The following is a 17,826-nucleotide window of genomic DNA, read 5'->3' on the forward strand; positions in this document are numbered from 1 at the left end:
TTTTGTAGTGAAAATAATTCGTATGTTATGATAAAATATTACAGGTATATTTGGCTTGTGTCAACTACCAGGATGGGTATATACTTATATACTGGATGAAAAGATAATGGGAGAAGGACAGTTATGAAAAAAAGTATATCCAGCACATTGAGACGTGCTGAGAGATTTCAGGTTGTTTTAATTGGAGAAGGAATTCTTGTCGGAGGAATTGCAGGATTAGTGGTACTTCTTTACCGGATTTTTTTAGAGTATGCGGGGAAATGGCTTCAAATGATTCTGGACGTTGCAGGGGAGTCACCGGTTCGAATAGTGGGATGGTTTGTCATTCTGGCATTTCTTGCAGTGCTGGTGGCAAAATTAGTAGATTATGAGCCGTTGATATCAGGAAGTGGTATCCCTCAGCTGGAAGGAGAGATGACCGGTAAACTGGATCAGGTATGGTGGAAAGTTCTGCCGGCCAAATTTGCAGGTGGGTTTTTGTGTCTTCTTGGGGGTCTTTCTTTGGGAAGAGAAGGTCCGTCCATTCAACTGGGAGCTATGGTTGGAAAAGGTGTATCCAAGGGCTTAGACCGGGGGAAAACGGAAGAGAAATTTTTGCTTACCTGCGGAGCAAGTGCAGGGCTTTCGGCAGCTTTTCATGCACCGCTTGCAGGGGTTATGTTTTCTCTGGAGGAAGTACATAAGAATTTTTCCGTATCTGTACTGGTATCGGTCATGTCTGCATCTCTCACAGCAGATTTCCTGAGTTCGGCAGTACTGGGTGTGGATTCCGTGTTTCAGTTTGATATTGTCCGTGAACTTCCGCAGGAATATTATTGGTTGATTATTCTGCTGGGAATCGTTCTGGGAGTCCTGGGGGCCTTCTATAATTGGTTTACTTTGAAAATGCAGTCTCTTTACAATCATATGAAAGGAGCTTCAACAACTGTGAAGCTGATGATACCGTTTTTCTGTGCCGGTGTACTGGGATTTGTTAAACCTGAGCTTTTGGGAAGTGGACATGCATTGATCGAATGGGTGACGCATGAAGATGTAATGTTAAAGTCTCTGATTTTTATATTGGTGGCAAAATTTATTTTTTCCGGGATTTGCTTTGGATCCGGTGCTCCGGGAGGAATTTTCTTTCCGCTTCTGGTGCTGGGAGGATTTATCGGAGGCACATTCGGAACAGCGGGAGTTATGTATCTTGGACTGGATTCTATGTATGTGAATAACTTTGTTCTTCTTGCCATGGCGGGATATTTTACAGCTATTGTAAGGGCACCTCTTACCGGTATTATTTTGATTTTTGAAATGACCGGTTCGGTGGAACATATGATGTCATTGTCTCTGGTCTCAATTATTGCCTATATCGTTGCAACACTTTTACGATCCAAACCTATTTATGAAAGTCTTCTCGATCGTCTGTTGAAGAAAAGGGGAGTACCCGTGTCGGAAGAGTCCGGACAGAAGGTTTTATCTTCTTTTGTGATCATGCATGGATCAACAGCTGCAGGAAAACGGATCAGTGAGGTGGAATGGCCGGAACACTGTCTTCTAATAGCGGTCAAAAGGGGTGAGGAAGAGATTATTCCCCGTGGACGCACGTTGCTTCTGCCCAGTGACACAATTATTGCTGTGGTAGATGAGAGAGATAATGCAGTTGTACATGATGCGATGGAAGAATTATGCCGAATGTAAATCCTGGAAATATGAAAATAAAAATGAATTTTTTATAATTAAATCTTGCAATATTGGAAAACCTGTGTTAGTATAAAAACCAAATTTTAGTAAATTAAAGCGATGAACAAGACTCTAATCCCTGGAACTTGACAGGAATAAGATGTCACCGACTGAGAGCATCTTTTGAGGAATGGGAGATATGGGAACACTTGGGAGCAGACTGATTGAAACAGCAGTAGGTCAGTACGTGGGTGCGCGTTAAGCATATGAGAGAGGAATCCTTTTTCAGGATTCAAGGCGGGTGGTACCGCGGATTCAGATGATATCCGTCCCGGAATACGTAGTTACGTGTTCCGGGGCGTTTTTTATTGCTGAAGATCTCCGGACACGAAGGAAGGAGTACAGACATGGAATTTTTAACAGGAATCAACAAAAAAGACACATTGGAAATCAGCGAACTTATGCAGGCAGAAAGAATCGGGCAGAAGGTAAAGGTCAACGGAGCAGTGCATACGATTCGTCATATGGGAAATGTGGCATTTATCATCCTCCGTAAAAGGGAGGGGCTGCTTCAGGGAGTATATGAAGAAGGCGTTTCCGGTTTTTCTCTGAAGGATGTGAGAGAAGCAGATACAATTGAGGCAGAGGGAATTCTGGAGCAGAATGAAAAAGCGCCGAACGGCATTGAGATACGCATGGAAAGCGTTCGGATTCTGAGTGAGCCGGCTTCAGAGATGATGCCTCTTGCCATTTCAAAATGGAAACTGAATACTTCACTGGATGCGAAGTTAAACTATCGTTCTATCGCATTGCGCAATATCCGGGAGCGTGCAAAATTTAAAATTCAGGAAGGAATTACGAGAGCATTCAGAGATTTCCTGTATGAACAGGGATTTACAGAGATCCATACACCAAAGATTGGTGCCAGAAGTGCTGAGGGAGGGGCGAACCTGTTCCGTCTGGAATATTTTCACAGACCGGCAATTCTTCAGCAGAGTCCGCAGTTGTATAAACAGATGATGGTTGGAGTGTATGACAGGGTATTTGAAACGGCACCGGTTTTCCGGGCTGAAAAGCATAATACAAAGAGACATTTGAATGAATATACCAGTCTGGACTTTGAAATGGGATATATTGACGGCTTTGAAGATATCATGGCGATGGAAACCGGATTTCTGCAATATATGACAGCGTTACTTGCAAAAGACTATCAGAGAGAATTGAAAGTCCTGAATATTACACTTCCTAACGTAGAGAAGATTCCTGCAGTACGTTTTGATGAAATTAAGCAGAAGGTGTCAGAAAAGTACGAGCGAAGAATAAAGAATCCGTTTGATCTGGAACCGGAAGAGGAGCAGCTGATCAGTCAGTATGCAAAAGAGGAGTGGGACAGTGATTTTGTATTTGTTACTCACTATCCGTCTAAAAAGAGACCATTTTATGCAATGGATGATCCGGAAGACACAAGATATACTCTGAGTTTTGACCTTTTGTATAAAGGAATGGAGATCACTACCGGAGGACAGCGTATTCACGATTATCAGATGTTGTGTGATAAACTGGAAGCACGAGGTATGGAAACGGAGGGGCTGACGCATTATCTGGATACATTCAAACATGGCATGCCGCCTCACGGAGGTCTGGGAATCGGTCTTGAGCGGCTTACCATGAAGCTTGTGGGTGAGGACAATGTGCGTGAGACTACGCTTTTCCCAAGAGACCTGAGCAGACTGGAACCATAGCAGAGGAGGATTTATCATGGCGAACAAAATATCAGATGAGACGATTGAATATGTAGGCATTCTTGCAAAACTGGAATTATCCGGAGAAGAGAAGGAAAGTGCCAGAGAAGATATGGAAAAGATGCTTGATTACATTGATACTTTAAATGAACTGGATACGGAAGGAATCGAACCAATGTCTCATGTTTTCCCGGTTCAGAATGTTTTCCGTGAGGATGTGGTGAAGAACGGCGATGGCAGTGCGGATACCCTTGCCAATGCACCGCTTCAGAAGGATCAGAGCTTTAAAGTACCGAAGACGATTGGATAGGAGGCGCGGCAGAATGGATATCATGAGTTTGACAGCAGTAGAGATTGGAAAAAGAATAAAAGCAAAAGAAATCTCAGTGGTAGAAGCTGTGGAGGCGGCGCTGGAACAGATTGACAGAGTGGAAGACAAGGTACACAGCTATGTAACGGTTGACCGGGAAGGAGCGCTGAAGCGCGCAAAAGAAGTACAGGAGCTTATTGATAGTGGTACACTGACCGGTCCTCTTGCAGGTGTTCCGGTGGCTATTAAGGATAATATGTGTACTAAAGATATGCTGACGACCTGCAGTTCAAAGATTCTTTCTAATTTCAAGCCAACCTTTACGGCTGAAGCAGTTCTGAATCTGGAGAAGGCAGGAGCAGTTATTTTAGGAAAGACGAACATGGATGAATTTGCCATGGGAAGTACGACAGAGACATCCTATTATGGAGTGACCAGAAACCCCTGGAATCTGGAACATGTACCGGGTGGTTCTTCCGGCGGTTCCTGTGCGGCTGTGGCAGCAGAAGAGTGCTTTTACGCTTTGGGGTCTGATACCGGCGGTTCTATCCGTCAGCCCAGTTCTTTCTGCGGCGTGGTTGGTATAAAGCCTACTTACGGAACAGTATCCCGTTATGGACTGATTGCTTACGGTTCTTCTTTGGATCAGATCGGACCGATTGCAAAGGATGTGACAGACTGTGCGACTGTACTGGAAGCTATTGCTTCCCATGACAGTAAAGACAGCACTTCAATTGAGCGAAAGGACTATGATTTTACAAGTGCGCTGGTGGATGATGTGAAGGGATTAAAAATTGGAATCCCAAGAGATTATTTTGGAAAAGGGCTGGATCCGGAAGTAAAGGAGACTTTGATGAAAGCCGCAAAGGTACTGGAAGATAAAGGTGCCATTGTGGAGGAATTTGATCTGAGCCTGGTAGAATATGCAATTCCGGCATATTACGTGATTGCTTCTGCTGAGGCAAGTTCCAATCTGTCCCGGTTTGACGGTGTGAAATACGGATACCGGACAGAAGAATACGAGGGGCTTCATAATATGTATAAAAAATCCCGTTCAGAGGGCTTTGGAGCAGAGGTAAAACGAAGAATTATGCTGGGATCCTTTGTCTTAAGTTCCGGATATTATGATGCTTACTACTTGAAAGCGCTTCGCACAAAGGCTCTGATTAAACAGGCATTTGATAAGGCATTTGCTTCTTATGATATTATCCTGAGTCCGGCAGCGCCGACGACAGCTCCGGAGCTTGGTAAAAGTTTAAGTGACCCTCTGAAGATGTATTTGGGTGATATCTATACGGTTGCCGTGAATCTGGCAGGTCTTCCGGGTATTACAGTTCCTGCGGGAAGAGATTCCAAAGGTCTTCCAATAGGTATGCAGCTGATTGGAGACTGCTTTAAGGAAAAAACTATTATTCGTGCGGCATATGCATTTGAACAGAGCAGAAAATATGAAAGACCGGATATTGTGAAAACATGCAAAGAAGACGGACAGCAGAAAGGAGACAGATAATTATGGCAAAACAGTATGAGACAGTCATTGGTCTGGAAGTTCATGTGGAACTGGCTACCAAAACAAAGATTTTCTGTTCCTGCAGTACAGAGTTCGGTGGAGCACCTAATACTCATACCTGTCCGGTTTGTACGGGAATGCCGGGATCTCTTCCGGTTCTGAATAAGCAGGTGGTAGAGTATGCAGCAGCTATCGGTCTTGCGACCAATTGTGAGATTACCAGGGTATGCAAGTTCGACCGAAAGAATTATTTTTATCCGGACAATCCGCAGAACTATCAGATTTCTCAGCTATATCTTCCGATTGCCAGAAATGGATATGTGGAAATCGAAGTGGGAGATCGGAAAAAGAAGATCCGTATCCATGAGATGCATATGGAAGAAGATGCAGGCAAGCTTATTCATGATGAATGGGATGACACTTCTCTTGTAGATTATAATCGAAGTGGTGTGCCATTGGTGGAAATTGTATCTGAGCCGGATATGCGTTCTGCGGAAGAGGTAATTGCCTATCTGGAAAAACTGAGACTGATTATTCAGTATCTGGGAGCTTCTGACTGTAAATTACAGGAGGGCTCTATGAGAGCAGACGTGAATCTTTCTGTCAGAGAAGCAGGAACGGAGAAGTTCGGAACCAGAACAGAGATGAAGAATCTGAACTCTTTTAAAGCGATTACCCATGCTATTGAGGGAGAACGTCAGAGACAGATAGATCTGCTTGAAGCGGGCAGACCGGTGATACAGGAGACCAGACGATGGGATGATAATAAGGAATCTTCCCATGCGATGCGTTCCAAAGAGGATGCTCAGGATTACCGGTATTTCCCGGAACCGGATCTGGTGCCGATAGTGATCAGTGATGAATGGATCGAAGAAATCCGTGCAAGACAGCCGGAATTCCGCACAGAAAAACTGGAACGTTACAAGAAAGAATTTGACATTCCCCAGTATGATGCGGAGATTATTACCGGTTCCAAGAAGTTGGCAGATATTTTTGAAGCTACTACTGCTATCTGCGGCAAACCGAAGAAAGTATCCAACTGGCTGATGGTAGAGACGCTCAGGCTCCTGAAGGATCGCGACATGGAGCCGGAGAAACTGTCATTCTCACCGGAAAATCTTGCGAAACTGATTGCTCTTACAGAGGCAGGTACTATCAACAGCTCTGTGGCAAAAGAGGTGTTTGAAAAGATATTTGATGAAGATATTGATCCGGATAAATATGTGGAAGAGCATGGATTAAAAACCGTCAATGATACGGGAGCTCTTCAAGAAGTACTTAAAAAAGTAATTGAAGATAACCCGCAGGCGGTAGCTGATTACCGCGGCGGAAAGGAGAAAGCTCTCGGTGCATTGGTGGGACAGACAATGAAAGCAATGAAAGGAAAAGCAAATCCGGGAATGGTTAACCAGATGCTGCGCGAGATGCTGAAGTAAAGATAGGGGACGGTTCTTTGTCCGGTTGATCCCGGACAGAGAACCGTCCCCTATCTTTCTTAAATTCTTATAAACTTGCCTGAAGTGAGAGGACAACCATCCGGCAAAATGCTATAATATGAGTTAACGATAATTATTATGAGAGAGGTGGATAAGAGTTATGCATAAAAAGGCAATGCGAAAAGATTTTTATATGGAAATCCGTCGAAGCATGGGTCGGTTTATGTCTATCTTTTTCATAGTAGCTCTTGGCGTTGCGTTCTTTTCTGGAATTCGTTCTGCTCAGCCGGATATGTTGCTGACGGGAGATTCTTATTTTGACCGGCTGAATCTTATGGATATTCGGGCAGTCAGTACCCTTGGAGTTACAGAAGATGATATAAAATCGATTGCGCAGGCAGATGGGGTGGAGCAGGCTGTGGGAGCATACAGTGTAGATGTACTTTGCAGGGATGATGCCAACCAGAAGGTGTTGCATATCGCTTCGCTGACAGATGATATGAATACAGTTGAGATATTGAAAGGTCGTTTGCCGGAGAAAAAGGATGAGTGTCTGGTGGATGCCAGAACGAACTATAAGATTGGTGATGTTATCTGGGTAGAGTCAGGAAACGATACACCGATTACGGATACTCTTCGGACAGATAAGCTGAAAGTAGTGGGAATCGGCAGCAGTCCCTGCTATATTTCTCTGAATCGTGGCAGTTCCATGATAGGAACCGGAAGTGTCAGTGGATTTGTGATGGTGGAAGAATCGGCATTTCATACGGATGTTTTTACAGAAATATACATACGTACAGAAGATACAGAGGAACTTCAGGCTTATAGTGATCCCTATGAAGACAAAGTAGAAGAAATTATAGAAAATGTGGAAGCAATCGCTGAAACCCGTGGAAAGATTCGAAGAGATTCACTGGTTGGAGAAGCAAATGAAGAGCTTGAAGACGCAAAAAAGAAATTGGAAGACGGAAAGAAAGAAGCTGTGGAAAAGCTTAATGACGCCAGGGTTCAGATAGCGGATGGAGAAAAGCAGATCAGCGATGCAAAAATGCAGATAGCAGAGGGTGAGAGCCAGATTGCTTCTGGGAAGATAACGCTGACAGAAAAACAGCAGGAACTGAATACTGCAAAAACACAGTATCAGTCCGGCAAACAGCAGTATGAGGCTGGATTAATGCAATATCAGCAGGGGGCGGAAGCATATGAAGAAGGGCTGGCACAGTATCAGCAGGGCGTGGCGGCATATGAAGAAGGAATGGCACAGTATCAGCAGGGAGCAGAGAAGTTCCGGCAGCAGAAGGCAGAATATGAAACTGTGATTCAGGCGGGAAGGGAAGAACTGGAGAAGCAGAGAATCAGTCTCGATGCAACCTGGGAATACTATAATATGATAAAAGAGATTCCGGGAAAAGAAAAAGAGGCAGAAGAAATAAAGGTTCAGCTTGATGCGGGAGAGGCTGCATATGCGAATGCGAAGGAAGAACTGGATGGTTATGAACGGCAGTTGGCTGAGGGAGAGGCTGAATTAGAAGAAACAAGGATTCGATTGGAGGCTGTAAAAGAGCAATTAGAAGAAAATAAGGGACTCCTTGATCAGACAGGGGCCGATCTTTCTATGGCAAAGGCTCAGCTTGATGCATCTGATACACAACTGAAGGAGGCAGAAGCCCAGATTGCAGACGGGCAGACACAGATTGACAGCGGGTGGGCAGAACTTCGTACACAGGAAGGAAAGCTCGTAGAAGCGAAAGCTGAGATTGCATCGAAAGAACCGGAGCTTGCAGATGCGAGAATAGAACTTGCTGAGGCGGAACAGGAAGCCTGGAAGGAAATTGCAGAGGGAGAGGCAAAGATTGCGGATGCGGTAGAAGAAATTCAGAATATTCCGGAAGCAAAGTGGTATATAAATGATAGAAGTGCCCTTCCGGAACATATGGGGTATGGAGAAAATGCAGATCGAATGAAAGCAATAGGACAGGTGTTTCCGGTGCTGTTTTTCCTTGTGGCAGCGCTTATCAGTCTTACCAGTATGACGCGTATGGTAGAGGAACAGAGAACCCAGATAGGAACCATGAAAGCGTTGGGATATGGTAAATTCGCTATTGCGTCTAAATATCTGGGATATGCTTTTGCGGCTACATTAGGAGGAAGTGTACTTGGCGTACTGATAGGAGAGAAAGTAATTCCATATATAATAGTCTATGCATACAGCAGGACGATTTACCCCTATATGATGGATATAAAGGTTCCATATAATATGGACTATGCTGTGATGGCGACGGCCGCCGCTCTTTTGTGTACTCTGGCAGCGACTATGATCGCCTGCTACAGAGAGCTGGCATCGCAGCCTGCGGTACTGATGCGTCCGCCTGCACCGAAAAAAGGAAAACGTGTTTTCGTGGAACGGATTACATTTATATGGAAACATCTGAGTTTTATCTGGAAATCAACGATTCGGAATATGTTCCGTTATAAAAAACGTTTTTTTATGACTATATTTGGAATCGGCGGCTGTATGGGATTGATGCTGGTGGGATTTGGCCTTAAGGATTCTATCTTTGAGATTGCCGGTATTCAGTACAAAGAAATTCAGATATATGACGGTATGGCTTATCTTAAAGAGGATGTTTCGGAGGAGGATCGGGAAACTCTTATGGATGATCTTGAAGCAGATCAAGGAGTGGAGTCGTTTCTGAATATGAATATGAAAAATGTGACGCTGATCAAAGATTCTGTTAAATGGAATGTGTATCAGGCAGTACCGGAGGATATGAAGGAGATAGATTCCTTTGTAAAATTCCATGACAGAATTTCCGGGGAAGTTTATGAACTGGATGATGAGGGAGTCATTCTTAATGAAAAATCAGCGAAGAAGCTGGGGGTAAAGGTCGGTGATACTTTAGAGATACAGGATACGGAAAATGGTAATCATGAGGTAAAAGTAGCACATATCTGCGAAAATTATATGAGCCACTATCTGTATATGTCAAAAAATCTTTACGAGGAAATCTATGGCAGAGATTTTGAACCAAATTGTATATACTTTACTGCTTCTGATGATAAAGGTACAAAACTGGAAGAAACAGGTGAGAGAATTTTGAATGAGGAGGCTGTTCTGAATGTAAGTTATCTCAGTGATATTGAAGAGCAGTTGAATAATATGCTGAAGACGCTGAATCTGGTTACTATGGTACTGATTATATCTGCCGGTATGCTTGCTTTTGTGGTGCTCTATAATCTGAATAATATTAATATCACAGAGCGGCGCAGAGAACTTGCCACGCTGAAGGTTCTGGGATTTTATGATCAGGAGGTCAGTGCCTATGTGTACAGGGAGAATATTATTCTTACATTGATCGGAGTCGTGGTTGGTTGTGGCCTTGGAGCGGTGCTGCACAGGTTTATTATTGAGACAGTGGAAGTTGATTCTGTAATGTTTGGAAGAATTATCAATAGAACCAGTTATATTTACAGTATGTTATTTACTATAGGATTTTCCTGTTTTGTAAACTGGGTAATGTACTTCAAGTTGAAAAAAATAGACATGGTAGAGTCTTTGAAGAGCGTGGAGTAGAGAAAAATTTATAAAAAGTTTATATTCTTAAGAAAATTGTTAGCACTCTTGTTGAAAGAGTGCTAATTTTCTATTGACATTTGAAATTCTGGGTATTATCATGTTCATTAGCAAGTGAAGAAGTAAAAATTTCACAAAAAAGTTGTCAAATAATATAAAATTAAGGAGTGATATACATGGCAGCAAAAAAAGGTTCATTATCAATCAGCAGTGAGAATATTTTCCCTATCATTAAAAAATGGGTATATTCCGACCACGATATTTTCTTCCGTGAAATGATTTCTAACGGATGTGATGCTATTACAAAGCTGAAAAAGCTGGATATGATGGGTGAGTACAATGCACCGGAAGATTATAAGCCGGAACTTCAGGTTATCGTTAATCCGGAGGAGAAGACCCTGAAATTTATTGATAACGGTCTTGGTATGACAGCTGATGAGGTAGAAGAATACATTACACAGATTGCATTTTCCGGTGCAACCCAGTTTCTGGAAAAGTATAAGGATAAGACAACAGAGGACGATATGATCGGTCATTTTGGACTGGGATTTTATTCTGCCTTTATGGTTGCAGACGAAGTTCATATCGATACTCTTTCTTATAAAGAAGGTGCAACACCGGTTCATTGGGTAAGTGATGGCGGTACAGAATACGAAATGTCCGATGGAGATAAGGCTGGTGTTGGTACTGAAATTACGCTGTTCCTGAATGAAGACAGTCTGGAATTTGCAAATGAATATCGTGCAAGAGAGGTGCTGGAAAAATATTGTTCCTTTATGCCGGTTCCGATTTTCCTTTCCAAAGCAAATGCTGAGCAGGAGTTTGAGACTATCGACGAGGCAGATCTTCGTGAGGATGATGTGGTTGTAGAACGTATTCATGAAGAAGCTAAGATGGAAGAAAAAGAAAATGAAAATGGCGAGAAGGAGATGGTAGAAGTATCTCCTGCCAGAGATAAGGTAAAAATCAATAAGCGTCCTGTCGCTCTGAATGATACTGCACCGCTTTGGACAAAGCATCCGAATGAATGCACAAAGGAGGACTATATTGAGTTCTATCGAAAGGTATTCATGGATTATAAAGAACCATTATTCTGGATTCATCTGAATATGGATTATCCGTTCAATTTAAAAGGTATCCTGTATTTCCCGAAAATTAATACAGAGTATGATTCTATTGAGGGAACAATTAAGTTATATAATAATCAGGTTTTCATTGCTGATAATATTAAAGAGGTTATTCCGGAATTTCTCATGGTGCTTAAGGGAGTAATTGACTGTCCGGATCTTCCGCTGAATGTGTCTCGAAGTGCACTTCAGAACGATGGATTTGTCAACAAGATTGCGGATTACATTTCTAAAAAGGTTGCAGATAAACTGAGCGGAATGTGCAAGACTGACAAAGAAAATTATGAGAAATACTGGGATGATATCAGTCCGTTTATTAAATTCGGATGTCTGAAGGATGAGAAATTCTGTGATAAGATGATGGATTATATCCTGTTTAAGAATATTGATCACAAATATCTGACTTTGAAGGAATGTATCGAGGAGAACGGAGGAACCGTCATTGATCCGAAGGAACAGAAGGATGCAGATAACGATGGCGATGAAAATAATGTAGAAGAGCTGAAGACAACAATTTATTATGTAACAGATGAACAGCAGCAGAGTCAGTATATTAATATGTTTAAAGCTCATGAACAGGATGCGGTAATCCTGACTCATAATATTGATTCTCCATTCATCACGCAGCTTGAGCAGCGCAATCCGAATGTGCGTTTCCAGAGAATTGATGCCAATGTAACAGATTCTGTGAAAGAAGAAGTGGCAGAAGAGGAAAAGGAAGCATTCAAGGCTACTACAGACAGCCTGATTGAAATCTTCCGCAAAGAGCTGGGAGATGAGAAGCTGGATGTGAAAGTTGAAAAATTAAAAGATGAAAATATAGCTTCCATGATTACACTGTCTGAGGAAAACCGCCGTATGCAGGAAATGATGAAGATGTACGGTATGGCAGGTATGGATCCGTCTATGTTCGGAAGTCAGGGAACACTGATTCTGAATGCAAATCATCCGCTGGTTCAGTACGTGGTTGAGCATAAAGAGGGAGAACATACAGGAGTGATCTGTAAACAGCTTTATGATCTGGCTATGCTGGCACATAAGCCTCTGAATCCGGAAGAGATGACGGCATTTGTAAAGAGAAGCAATGATATTATGATGCTTTTGACAAAATAAAGAATTCAAACAAAAATGGTGGAACCTCGTGTTGAGGAACCACCATTTTTTAGAATACGTCGTTATTGGAAATCTGATGGGCCTCGAAGAAATTCCGTACCCATTTATCCCAGGCGCGTTCCAGACTTTTGTCTAAAGTGAAAAGTGTGAGAGAAGTACCGGTTATGCAGGTGAGGGAAGTACCGTCAAACAGGAGATTGAGGTAGAGTCCCTGTACATTTTCGGGTTGAAAATCCAAATCCTGTGTCAGTAGAAATTTTCTGATTGCAGTTGGGGACAGGGAGAAAATAAATTTAAAATTCAGAGGTGTTCGTTTTCCTTTTATAATCGAAAAACAGTATTCACGGACCTCTCTCCAGAGGGAATATTTTCGTTCGGGACTTTCCTCAAAAAAATCCGGATGAAGATACCCGTCAATGTGGAATTCGTTGAAGGTGGTAATGGTTCCTTCTATAAGAAAAAATTCATCGAAGGTATTACGAAGCAAAAGTTCTGTGGTGCATTTTTTTGTGTCAATATTTAAGCGGATCATAGTGTGTTCCTCATGTTTCGTTATTTTACATAGTCTGAGTTTAGTATAACATATACAGGCAGCGATTGTGCGGGTGAATTGACTTTTTATGTAAAAAAAGGTATACTTAACAAAGTATGATATAGTAAGCGAGGAATAACGGGTTTGATGAATAAAAGTAGGAAAATGTCGGTTCGAAAACAACGACTGATATTAATTTCAGGCATTGTGCTGCTGGGAATCATCTGTTTTTTTATATATAGGAAAATGAATGAGAGAACCATAGACACATCAGAAGGATTGAAGATTTTGCGGGAACTGGAAAAGAAAGATGTTTCGGAGATTGATGCGAAGATTCAGGCTATGAGACCGAAAAAAGATAAAGAGGGCACAGATGAAGATATAGATACAGGCTCTATTCCGGAGCATTTTCGCGGCTGTGTCGTGATGGGAGATTCCATTGCGAATGAACTGGTTGAATATCAGGTATTGGATGAATCAGTTGTAGTTGCAGATATTGGAATGATGCTGCGCAATGCTCAGGAGCAAATGGAGAAGGCAAGTCAGCTGAATCCGGGAAAAGTGTTTCTTGCATATGGGCTGAATGATATAGAGGATCCGAATGGAACAGGTGCTTCTTTTAGCCAGGAGTATAAGGAGTTTCTGGATGAAATGCGGAAAATGTTGCCTGAGGCTGAATTTTATATTACCAGTATTACACCGGCCAATCAGGAAGCAATAGCAAAGCAGCCACAGTATCAGAAAAATGAGGAGTATAATGATGCGCTCAAAGCTATGTGCGAGGAAGATGGGAATGTCACATTTATTGATACCCGTGATCTTATCACAGAAGATATGTACGAGGCAGATGGAATCCATTTCCGTCCGGCGTATTATGAAAGTTGGGCAAAGCGGATGATAGAGGTTGCTGAATTATGAAAAAGAAATTCACAGGTGAATTGGATATAATTAATATTTGTAAATACGGAATGGTACTGGTGTTTGCCGTTTATATTGGACTTCTTCTGGCTATGAATGCTGACAGTCAGACAGCCTATGATGTTGTGGAAAGTGCAGTATTCGGATCCTGTGATCTGGAAGGATTGGAAAAAGCGGATAGTATGAAGATCCGGAAGTATTATGGCTTTTATGATAAGGATTATGATGGGGTGACCCTTTATACATCAAAAGATGCTATGGGGGCAGAGGAAATTTTACTGGTTCATACCAATGATCTGGAACAGATGACAGAGGTAGTCGAGTCTATTGAGGACAGGATCTCCCGTCAGAAAAATAATTTTGACGGATATGGTACGGAGCAGATGAAACTTCTTGATCAGTCGGTAGTTGATCAGAAGGGAAGATACATTCTGATGGCTATTTCACCGGATGCAGAGAAGATTCGGGAAGCATTTAGAAAGGCATTGTAGAAAGAGAGAATAAACGTATGTTATTCAGCAGTATCACTTTTTTATTTACATTTCTTCCGGTTACATTATTTATATATTATCTTGTACCATGGAAATTGAAAAATCTTGTACTTCTTATCAGCAGTTTGATTTTTTATGCATGGGGAGAGCCGGTATATATTTTTTTGATGATATTTTCCATATTATTTAATTATGTTTCCGGACTTGATATAGCCAGAAATCTGAAGGAACGAAGTAAGGCAAAGAAGAGTTTGATATTTAATGTGACGATCAATCTTATGATTCTGGGCTTTTTTAAGTATTATGGATTTCTGATAGATAGCCTGAACGCTGTGCTTCCTTTCCATATTCCATACACAGAACTGGCACTTCCTATCGGAATTTCTTTTTATACATTTCAGACACTATCCTATATTATTGATGTGTACAGGGGGACGGTAAAAGTACAGACTAATCTTCTGGATTTTGGCGTATACGTTACCATGTTTCCTCAGCTGATTGCGGGACCGATTGTTAAGTATAAGGATATTAATGACCAACTGAAAAAAAGACAAATCAGCCTGACGAAATTCGGAGACGGAACTGTCTATTTTATCCGGGGGCTTGCGAAAAAAATCCTGCTTGCCAATGTGGCTGGAATGGTTTATACAAAAATAACAGGTTTACCCTCTACGGAAGTATCCGTGCTGACTGCATGGGTTGGGATTGCGGCATATACGTTCCAGATATATTTCGATTTTGGCGGGTATTCAGATATGGCAATCGGATTGGGAAAAATGTTCGGATTTGAATTTATGAAGAACTTTGATTATCCATATATTTCATCCAGTATTACGGAATTCTGGAGAAGATGGCATATTTCACTGAGTACATGGTTTAAAGAATATGTGTACATACCTCTTGGAGGTAATCGCGTAAACACAACGCGTCATATCAGGAATATTCTGATCGTGTGGTTTTTGACCGGATTATGGCATGGAGCCGCATGGAACTTTGTGGCGTGGGGAATGTATTATGGTATCCTTCTTCTTGTCGAGAAATATTTTCTGGTCAATGTTCTGGAACGTATTCCGGGGTTCTTACGGCACGTCTATACGATGGTGCTGGTTATGATCGGATGGGTGTTTTTCGCAGGAAATAATATGGCGGAGGCAGTAAGATATCTGGGACTTATGTTTGGTGTGGGAGGTCATGGGATCATCGACAGACAGGCTATATATTTTATCCTTTCTGACTGGATGATGTGGCTTGTTGCAATTCTTGCTTCTGCACCGGGACTTTATCGGATATACGAAAGATTCCTGCGTCAGCTGGGAAAAAAGGCTGCTGTACTTGTGAATACGGTAGCTTATGGCATACTGTTTCTTATTTGTATTGCATTTTTAGTTACAGAGACATATAATCCATTTTTATATTTTAGATTCTAGGGGATAACATGGAAGAAAAACGAGGCAGAAAAAGAAAAAGAGAAAATCAGAGGAACAAGGTGGCAGGATTATTATTTATCCTGGCACTTGCTGTATTTTTGATTGTAAATATCGTAAAGCCTGACAGAGAATTTTCAAACAGTGAGAACAGAGCGTTGGCGCAGAAACCGAAGCTTACGGTGGCGACAGTGGTAAATGGAAAATTTATGGAGGATTACGAAGATTATAAATCAGATCAATTTGCCGGAAGAAATTTCTGGATGTCTTTAAAGACCAAAATATCATACTTTGGAGGAGAGCGTGAATCCAGAGGAGTATATAAAGGGAGAGATCATTATCTTCTGGAGGAAATCAAGACGCCGGATAACAAGGCTATGCGGGAGAACCTGGAAGCAATTAATTCATTTCAGGAAGAAAATACGGATATGCCGATTTATATGTGTCTGGTTCCAAATGCCGCCAATGTGCTCAGCGATAGACTTCCGCTTTTTGCTGTAACCGAGAATCAGGACAGGCTGTTGAGTGAAATTCAGAAAAAGCTGGATGGACAGATTCGCTGGGTTGATATGAAAAAGACACTTCAGGAGCATAAAGACGAGGATATATATTATCGTACAGATCATCACTGGACAACACTGGGGGCATATTATGGTTTTCAGGCTTTTGCAAAAGAAGCCGGTATATCTGATAAAACTGCGAAAAAAATGAAGCCATATGCCGTTACTACTTCTTTTAATGGAACTTTGTCTTCTACCAGTGGATACGAACTGGGATATGAGGAGCCTATTTATATCTATTATTCGGAAAAGATGCCTGAGGCTGTCCTTCTTTATGTGCAACAGCAGGAGAAGAAGGTATCATGGTATGACAGCTCCAAGTTGAAGGAGAAGGATAAGTATGCCGTGTTTCTTGGTGGTAACTATCCATTGATTGATATATCCACAACTTCAGATGTAAATAAAAGGATTTTGATTGTAAAAGATTCATATGCGAATTGTTTTATTCCGTTTCTGGCATCGGAATATCAGGAAATTGTGGTAGTGGATCCGCGATATTACTATGGAAGTGTAAAAGAATTAGTGAAGAATTATGGAATAGATGAAATCCTCTTTTTGTATAATACCAATACATTTGTTGAAGATAAGAATATCAGTGCAGTTTTGGAATAGGGTATCACATGCTGACAGGGAGTAAATGTAATGGGAAATAAAATTGCTGCGGAATATTATAATCAGAAAGAAGAAATCCGTCTGAATAAATACATCAGCGAGGCGGGATATTGTTCCCGCAGAGAAGCTGACCGCCTTATTGAAGCCGGAAAGGTCAGGATAGATGGAAAGACCGCTGTCTGCGGGTCAAAGGTACATCCGGGGCAGACGGTGACGATTGGGAAAAAAGTCATTGGGAAAAAAGATGAGATGGTAGTACTGGCGGTAAACAAACCGGTGGGCATTATCTGTACGGAGGAAAGACATACGAGAAACAGCATTGTGCGTTTTCTGGATTATCCGATAAGAGTAACCTATGTAGGGAGGCTGGATAAGGATTCAGAAGGACTTCTTCTTATGACGAATAATGGAGATATTATTAACAGAATGATGCGTGCCGGCAATTATCATGAGAAAGAATATAAAGTCACGGTAAATAAAGAAGTAACTGTGGATTTTGTGAACCGTATGGCTTCAGGTGTACACATTAGGGATGAGGAAAAAGGGTTGGATGCAGTGACACGGCCCTGTGAAGTGGAGAAAATCGGGAAATATACATTTCGTATTGTACTGACGCAGGGGATGAACCGGCAGATACGCCGCATGTGTGAGGCATTGGGGTATCGGGTGACAAAGCTTAAGAGAATCCGGGTCATGAATATAGAGCTTGGAGATTTAAAACCTGGTGAATATCGGAAACTTACAGATGATGAGCTGAATGATTTATATGAAATGATAAAAAATAATTAGAAAAAACAGATAGAACAGGAGTGCAA

13 protein-coding genes are annotated in these 17,826 nt (G+C 41.8%); 12 read left to right on the plus strand and 1 reads right to left on the minus strand.

All coding sequences use genetic code 11. The features are described 5' to 3' along the window. Nucleotides 1-123: 123 nt before the first annotated feature. The 7 genes from ACQRCC_RS10215 to htpG all read left to right on the plus strand — a co-directional run bounded on the left by ACQRCC_RS10215 (nt 124) and on the right by htpG (nt 12,474). Complete coding sequence (locus ACQRCC_RS10215) at nt 124-1,680, plus strand: ClC family H(+)/Cl(-) exchange transporter (RefSeq protein ID WP_427850677.1); 1,557 nt, start codon at nt 124-126, stop codon at nt 1,678-1,680. Nucleotides 1,681-2,069: 389 nt separating this feature from the next. After that, nucleotides 2,070-3,404: an aspartate--tRNA(Asn) ligase gene (gene aspS / locus ACQRCC_RS10220; protein WP_427850678.1), complete on the plus strand. Its 1,335-nt coding sequence runs from the start codon at nt 2,070-2,072 to the stop codon at nt 3,402-3,404. A 16-nt stretch (nt 3,405-3,420) separates the two neighbouring features. Further along, a complete protein-coding gene (gene gatC, locus ACQRCC_RS10225) occupies nt 3,421-3,714 on the plus strand; it encodes an Asp-tRNA(Asn)/Glu-tRNA(Gln) amidotransferase subunit GatC (protein WP_427850679.1) in 294 nt (97 codons plus the stop codon). Between the two features lie 13 nt (nt 3,715-3,727). Beyond that, nucleotides 3,728-5,224 carry an Asp-tRNA(Asn)/Glu-tRNA(Gln) amidotransferase subunit GatA gene (gene gatA / locus ACQRCC_RS10230; protein WP_427850680.1) on the plus strand — a complete coding sequence of 499 codons (1,497 nt, stop codon included), beginning with the start codon at nt 3,728-3,730 and terminating at the stop codon, nt 5,222-5,224. 2 nt (nt 5,225-5,226) lie between these two features. Then, nucleotides 5,227-6,660, plus strand: coding sequence for an Asp-tRNA(Asn)/Glu-tRNA(Gln) amidotransferase subunit GatB (gatB, locus tag ACQRCC_RS10235; protein ID WP_427850681.1), 1,434 nt, complete (start codon nt 5,227-5,229; stop codon nt 6,658-6,660). Nucleotides 6,661-6,820: 160 nt separating this feature from the next. Further along, a complete protein-coding gene (locus ACQRCC_RS10240; protein WP_427850682.1) occupies nt 6,821-10,234 on the plus strand; it encodes an FtsX-like permease family protein in 3,414 nt (1,137 codons plus the stop codon). Nucleotides 10,235-10,410: 176 nt separating this feature from the next. Beyond that, nucleotides 10,411-12,474 carry a molecular chaperone HtpG gene (gene htpG, locus ACQRCC_RS10245; protein WP_427850683.1) on the plus strand — a complete coding sequence of 688 codons (2,064 nt, stop codon included), beginning with the start codon at nt 10,411-10,413 and terminating at the stop codon, nt 12,472-12,474. A 49-nt stretch (nt 12,475-12,523) separates the two neighbouring features. Here htpG and ACQRCC_RS10250 read toward each other — a convergent pair whose 3' ends face one another. Then, nucleotides 12,524-13,006: a DUF5721 family protein gene (locus ACQRCC_RS10250; protein ID WP_427850684.1), complete on the minus strand. Its 483-nt coding sequence runs from the start codon at nt 13,004-13,006 to the stop codon at nt 12,524-12,526. Nucleotides 13,007-13,252: 246 nt separating this feature from the next. Between ACQRCC_RS10250 and ACQRCC_RS10255 the strand changes: the two genes are divergently transcribed. Genes ACQRCC_RS10255 through ACQRCC_RS10275 form a run of 5 tightly spaced genes read left to right on the plus strand, consistent with a single transcriptional unit; the run spans nt 13,253 to nt 17,800 of the window. Further along, nucleotides 13,253-13,924, plus strand: a complete 672-nt coding sequence (locus ACQRCC_RS10255) for a GDSL-type esterase/lipase family protein (protein WP_427850685.1) — start codon at nt 13,253-13,255, stop codon at nt 13,922-13,924. After that, complete coding sequence (locus tag ACQRCC_RS10260; RefSeq protein ID WP_427850686.1) at nt 13,921-14,415, plus strand: DUF4358 domain-containing protein; 495 nt, start codon at nt 13,921-13,923, stop codon at nt 14,413-14,415. Before ACQRCC_RS10255 ends, ACQRCC_RS10260 begins: the two co-directional genes overlap by 4 nt. Before the next feature lie 17 nt (nt 14,416-14,432). Continuing rightward, on the plus strand, nt 14,433-15,842 hold the full coding sequence (locus tag ACQRCC_RS10265; RefSeq protein WP_427850687.1) for an MBOAT family O-acyltransferase: 1,410 nt from the start codon (nt 14,433-14,435) through the stop codon (nt 15,840-15,842). A gap of 8 nt (nt 15,843-15,850) precedes the next feature. Continuing rightward, nucleotides 15,851-17,011 carry a DHHW family protein gene (locus ACQRCC_RS10270; protein ID WP_427850688.1) on the plus strand — a complete coding sequence of 387 codons (1,161 nt, stop codon included), beginning with the start codon at nt 15,851-15,853 and terminating at the stop codon, nt 17,009-17,011. Between the two features lie 30 nt (nt 17,012-17,041). After that, nucleotides 17,042-17,800 (plus strand): pseudouridine synthase, encoded by a 759-nt coding sequence (locus ACQRCC_RS10275; protein WP_427850689.1) that lies wholly within the window; start codon nt 17,042-17,044, stop codon nt 17,798-17,800. Nucleotides 17,801-17,826: the final 26 nt, after the last annotated feature.

It is taken from the genome of Sporofaciens sp. SGI.106, assembly GCF_050314255.1.
GTDB lineage: Bacteria > Bacillota > Clostridia > Lachnospirales > Lachnospiraceae > Claveliimonas.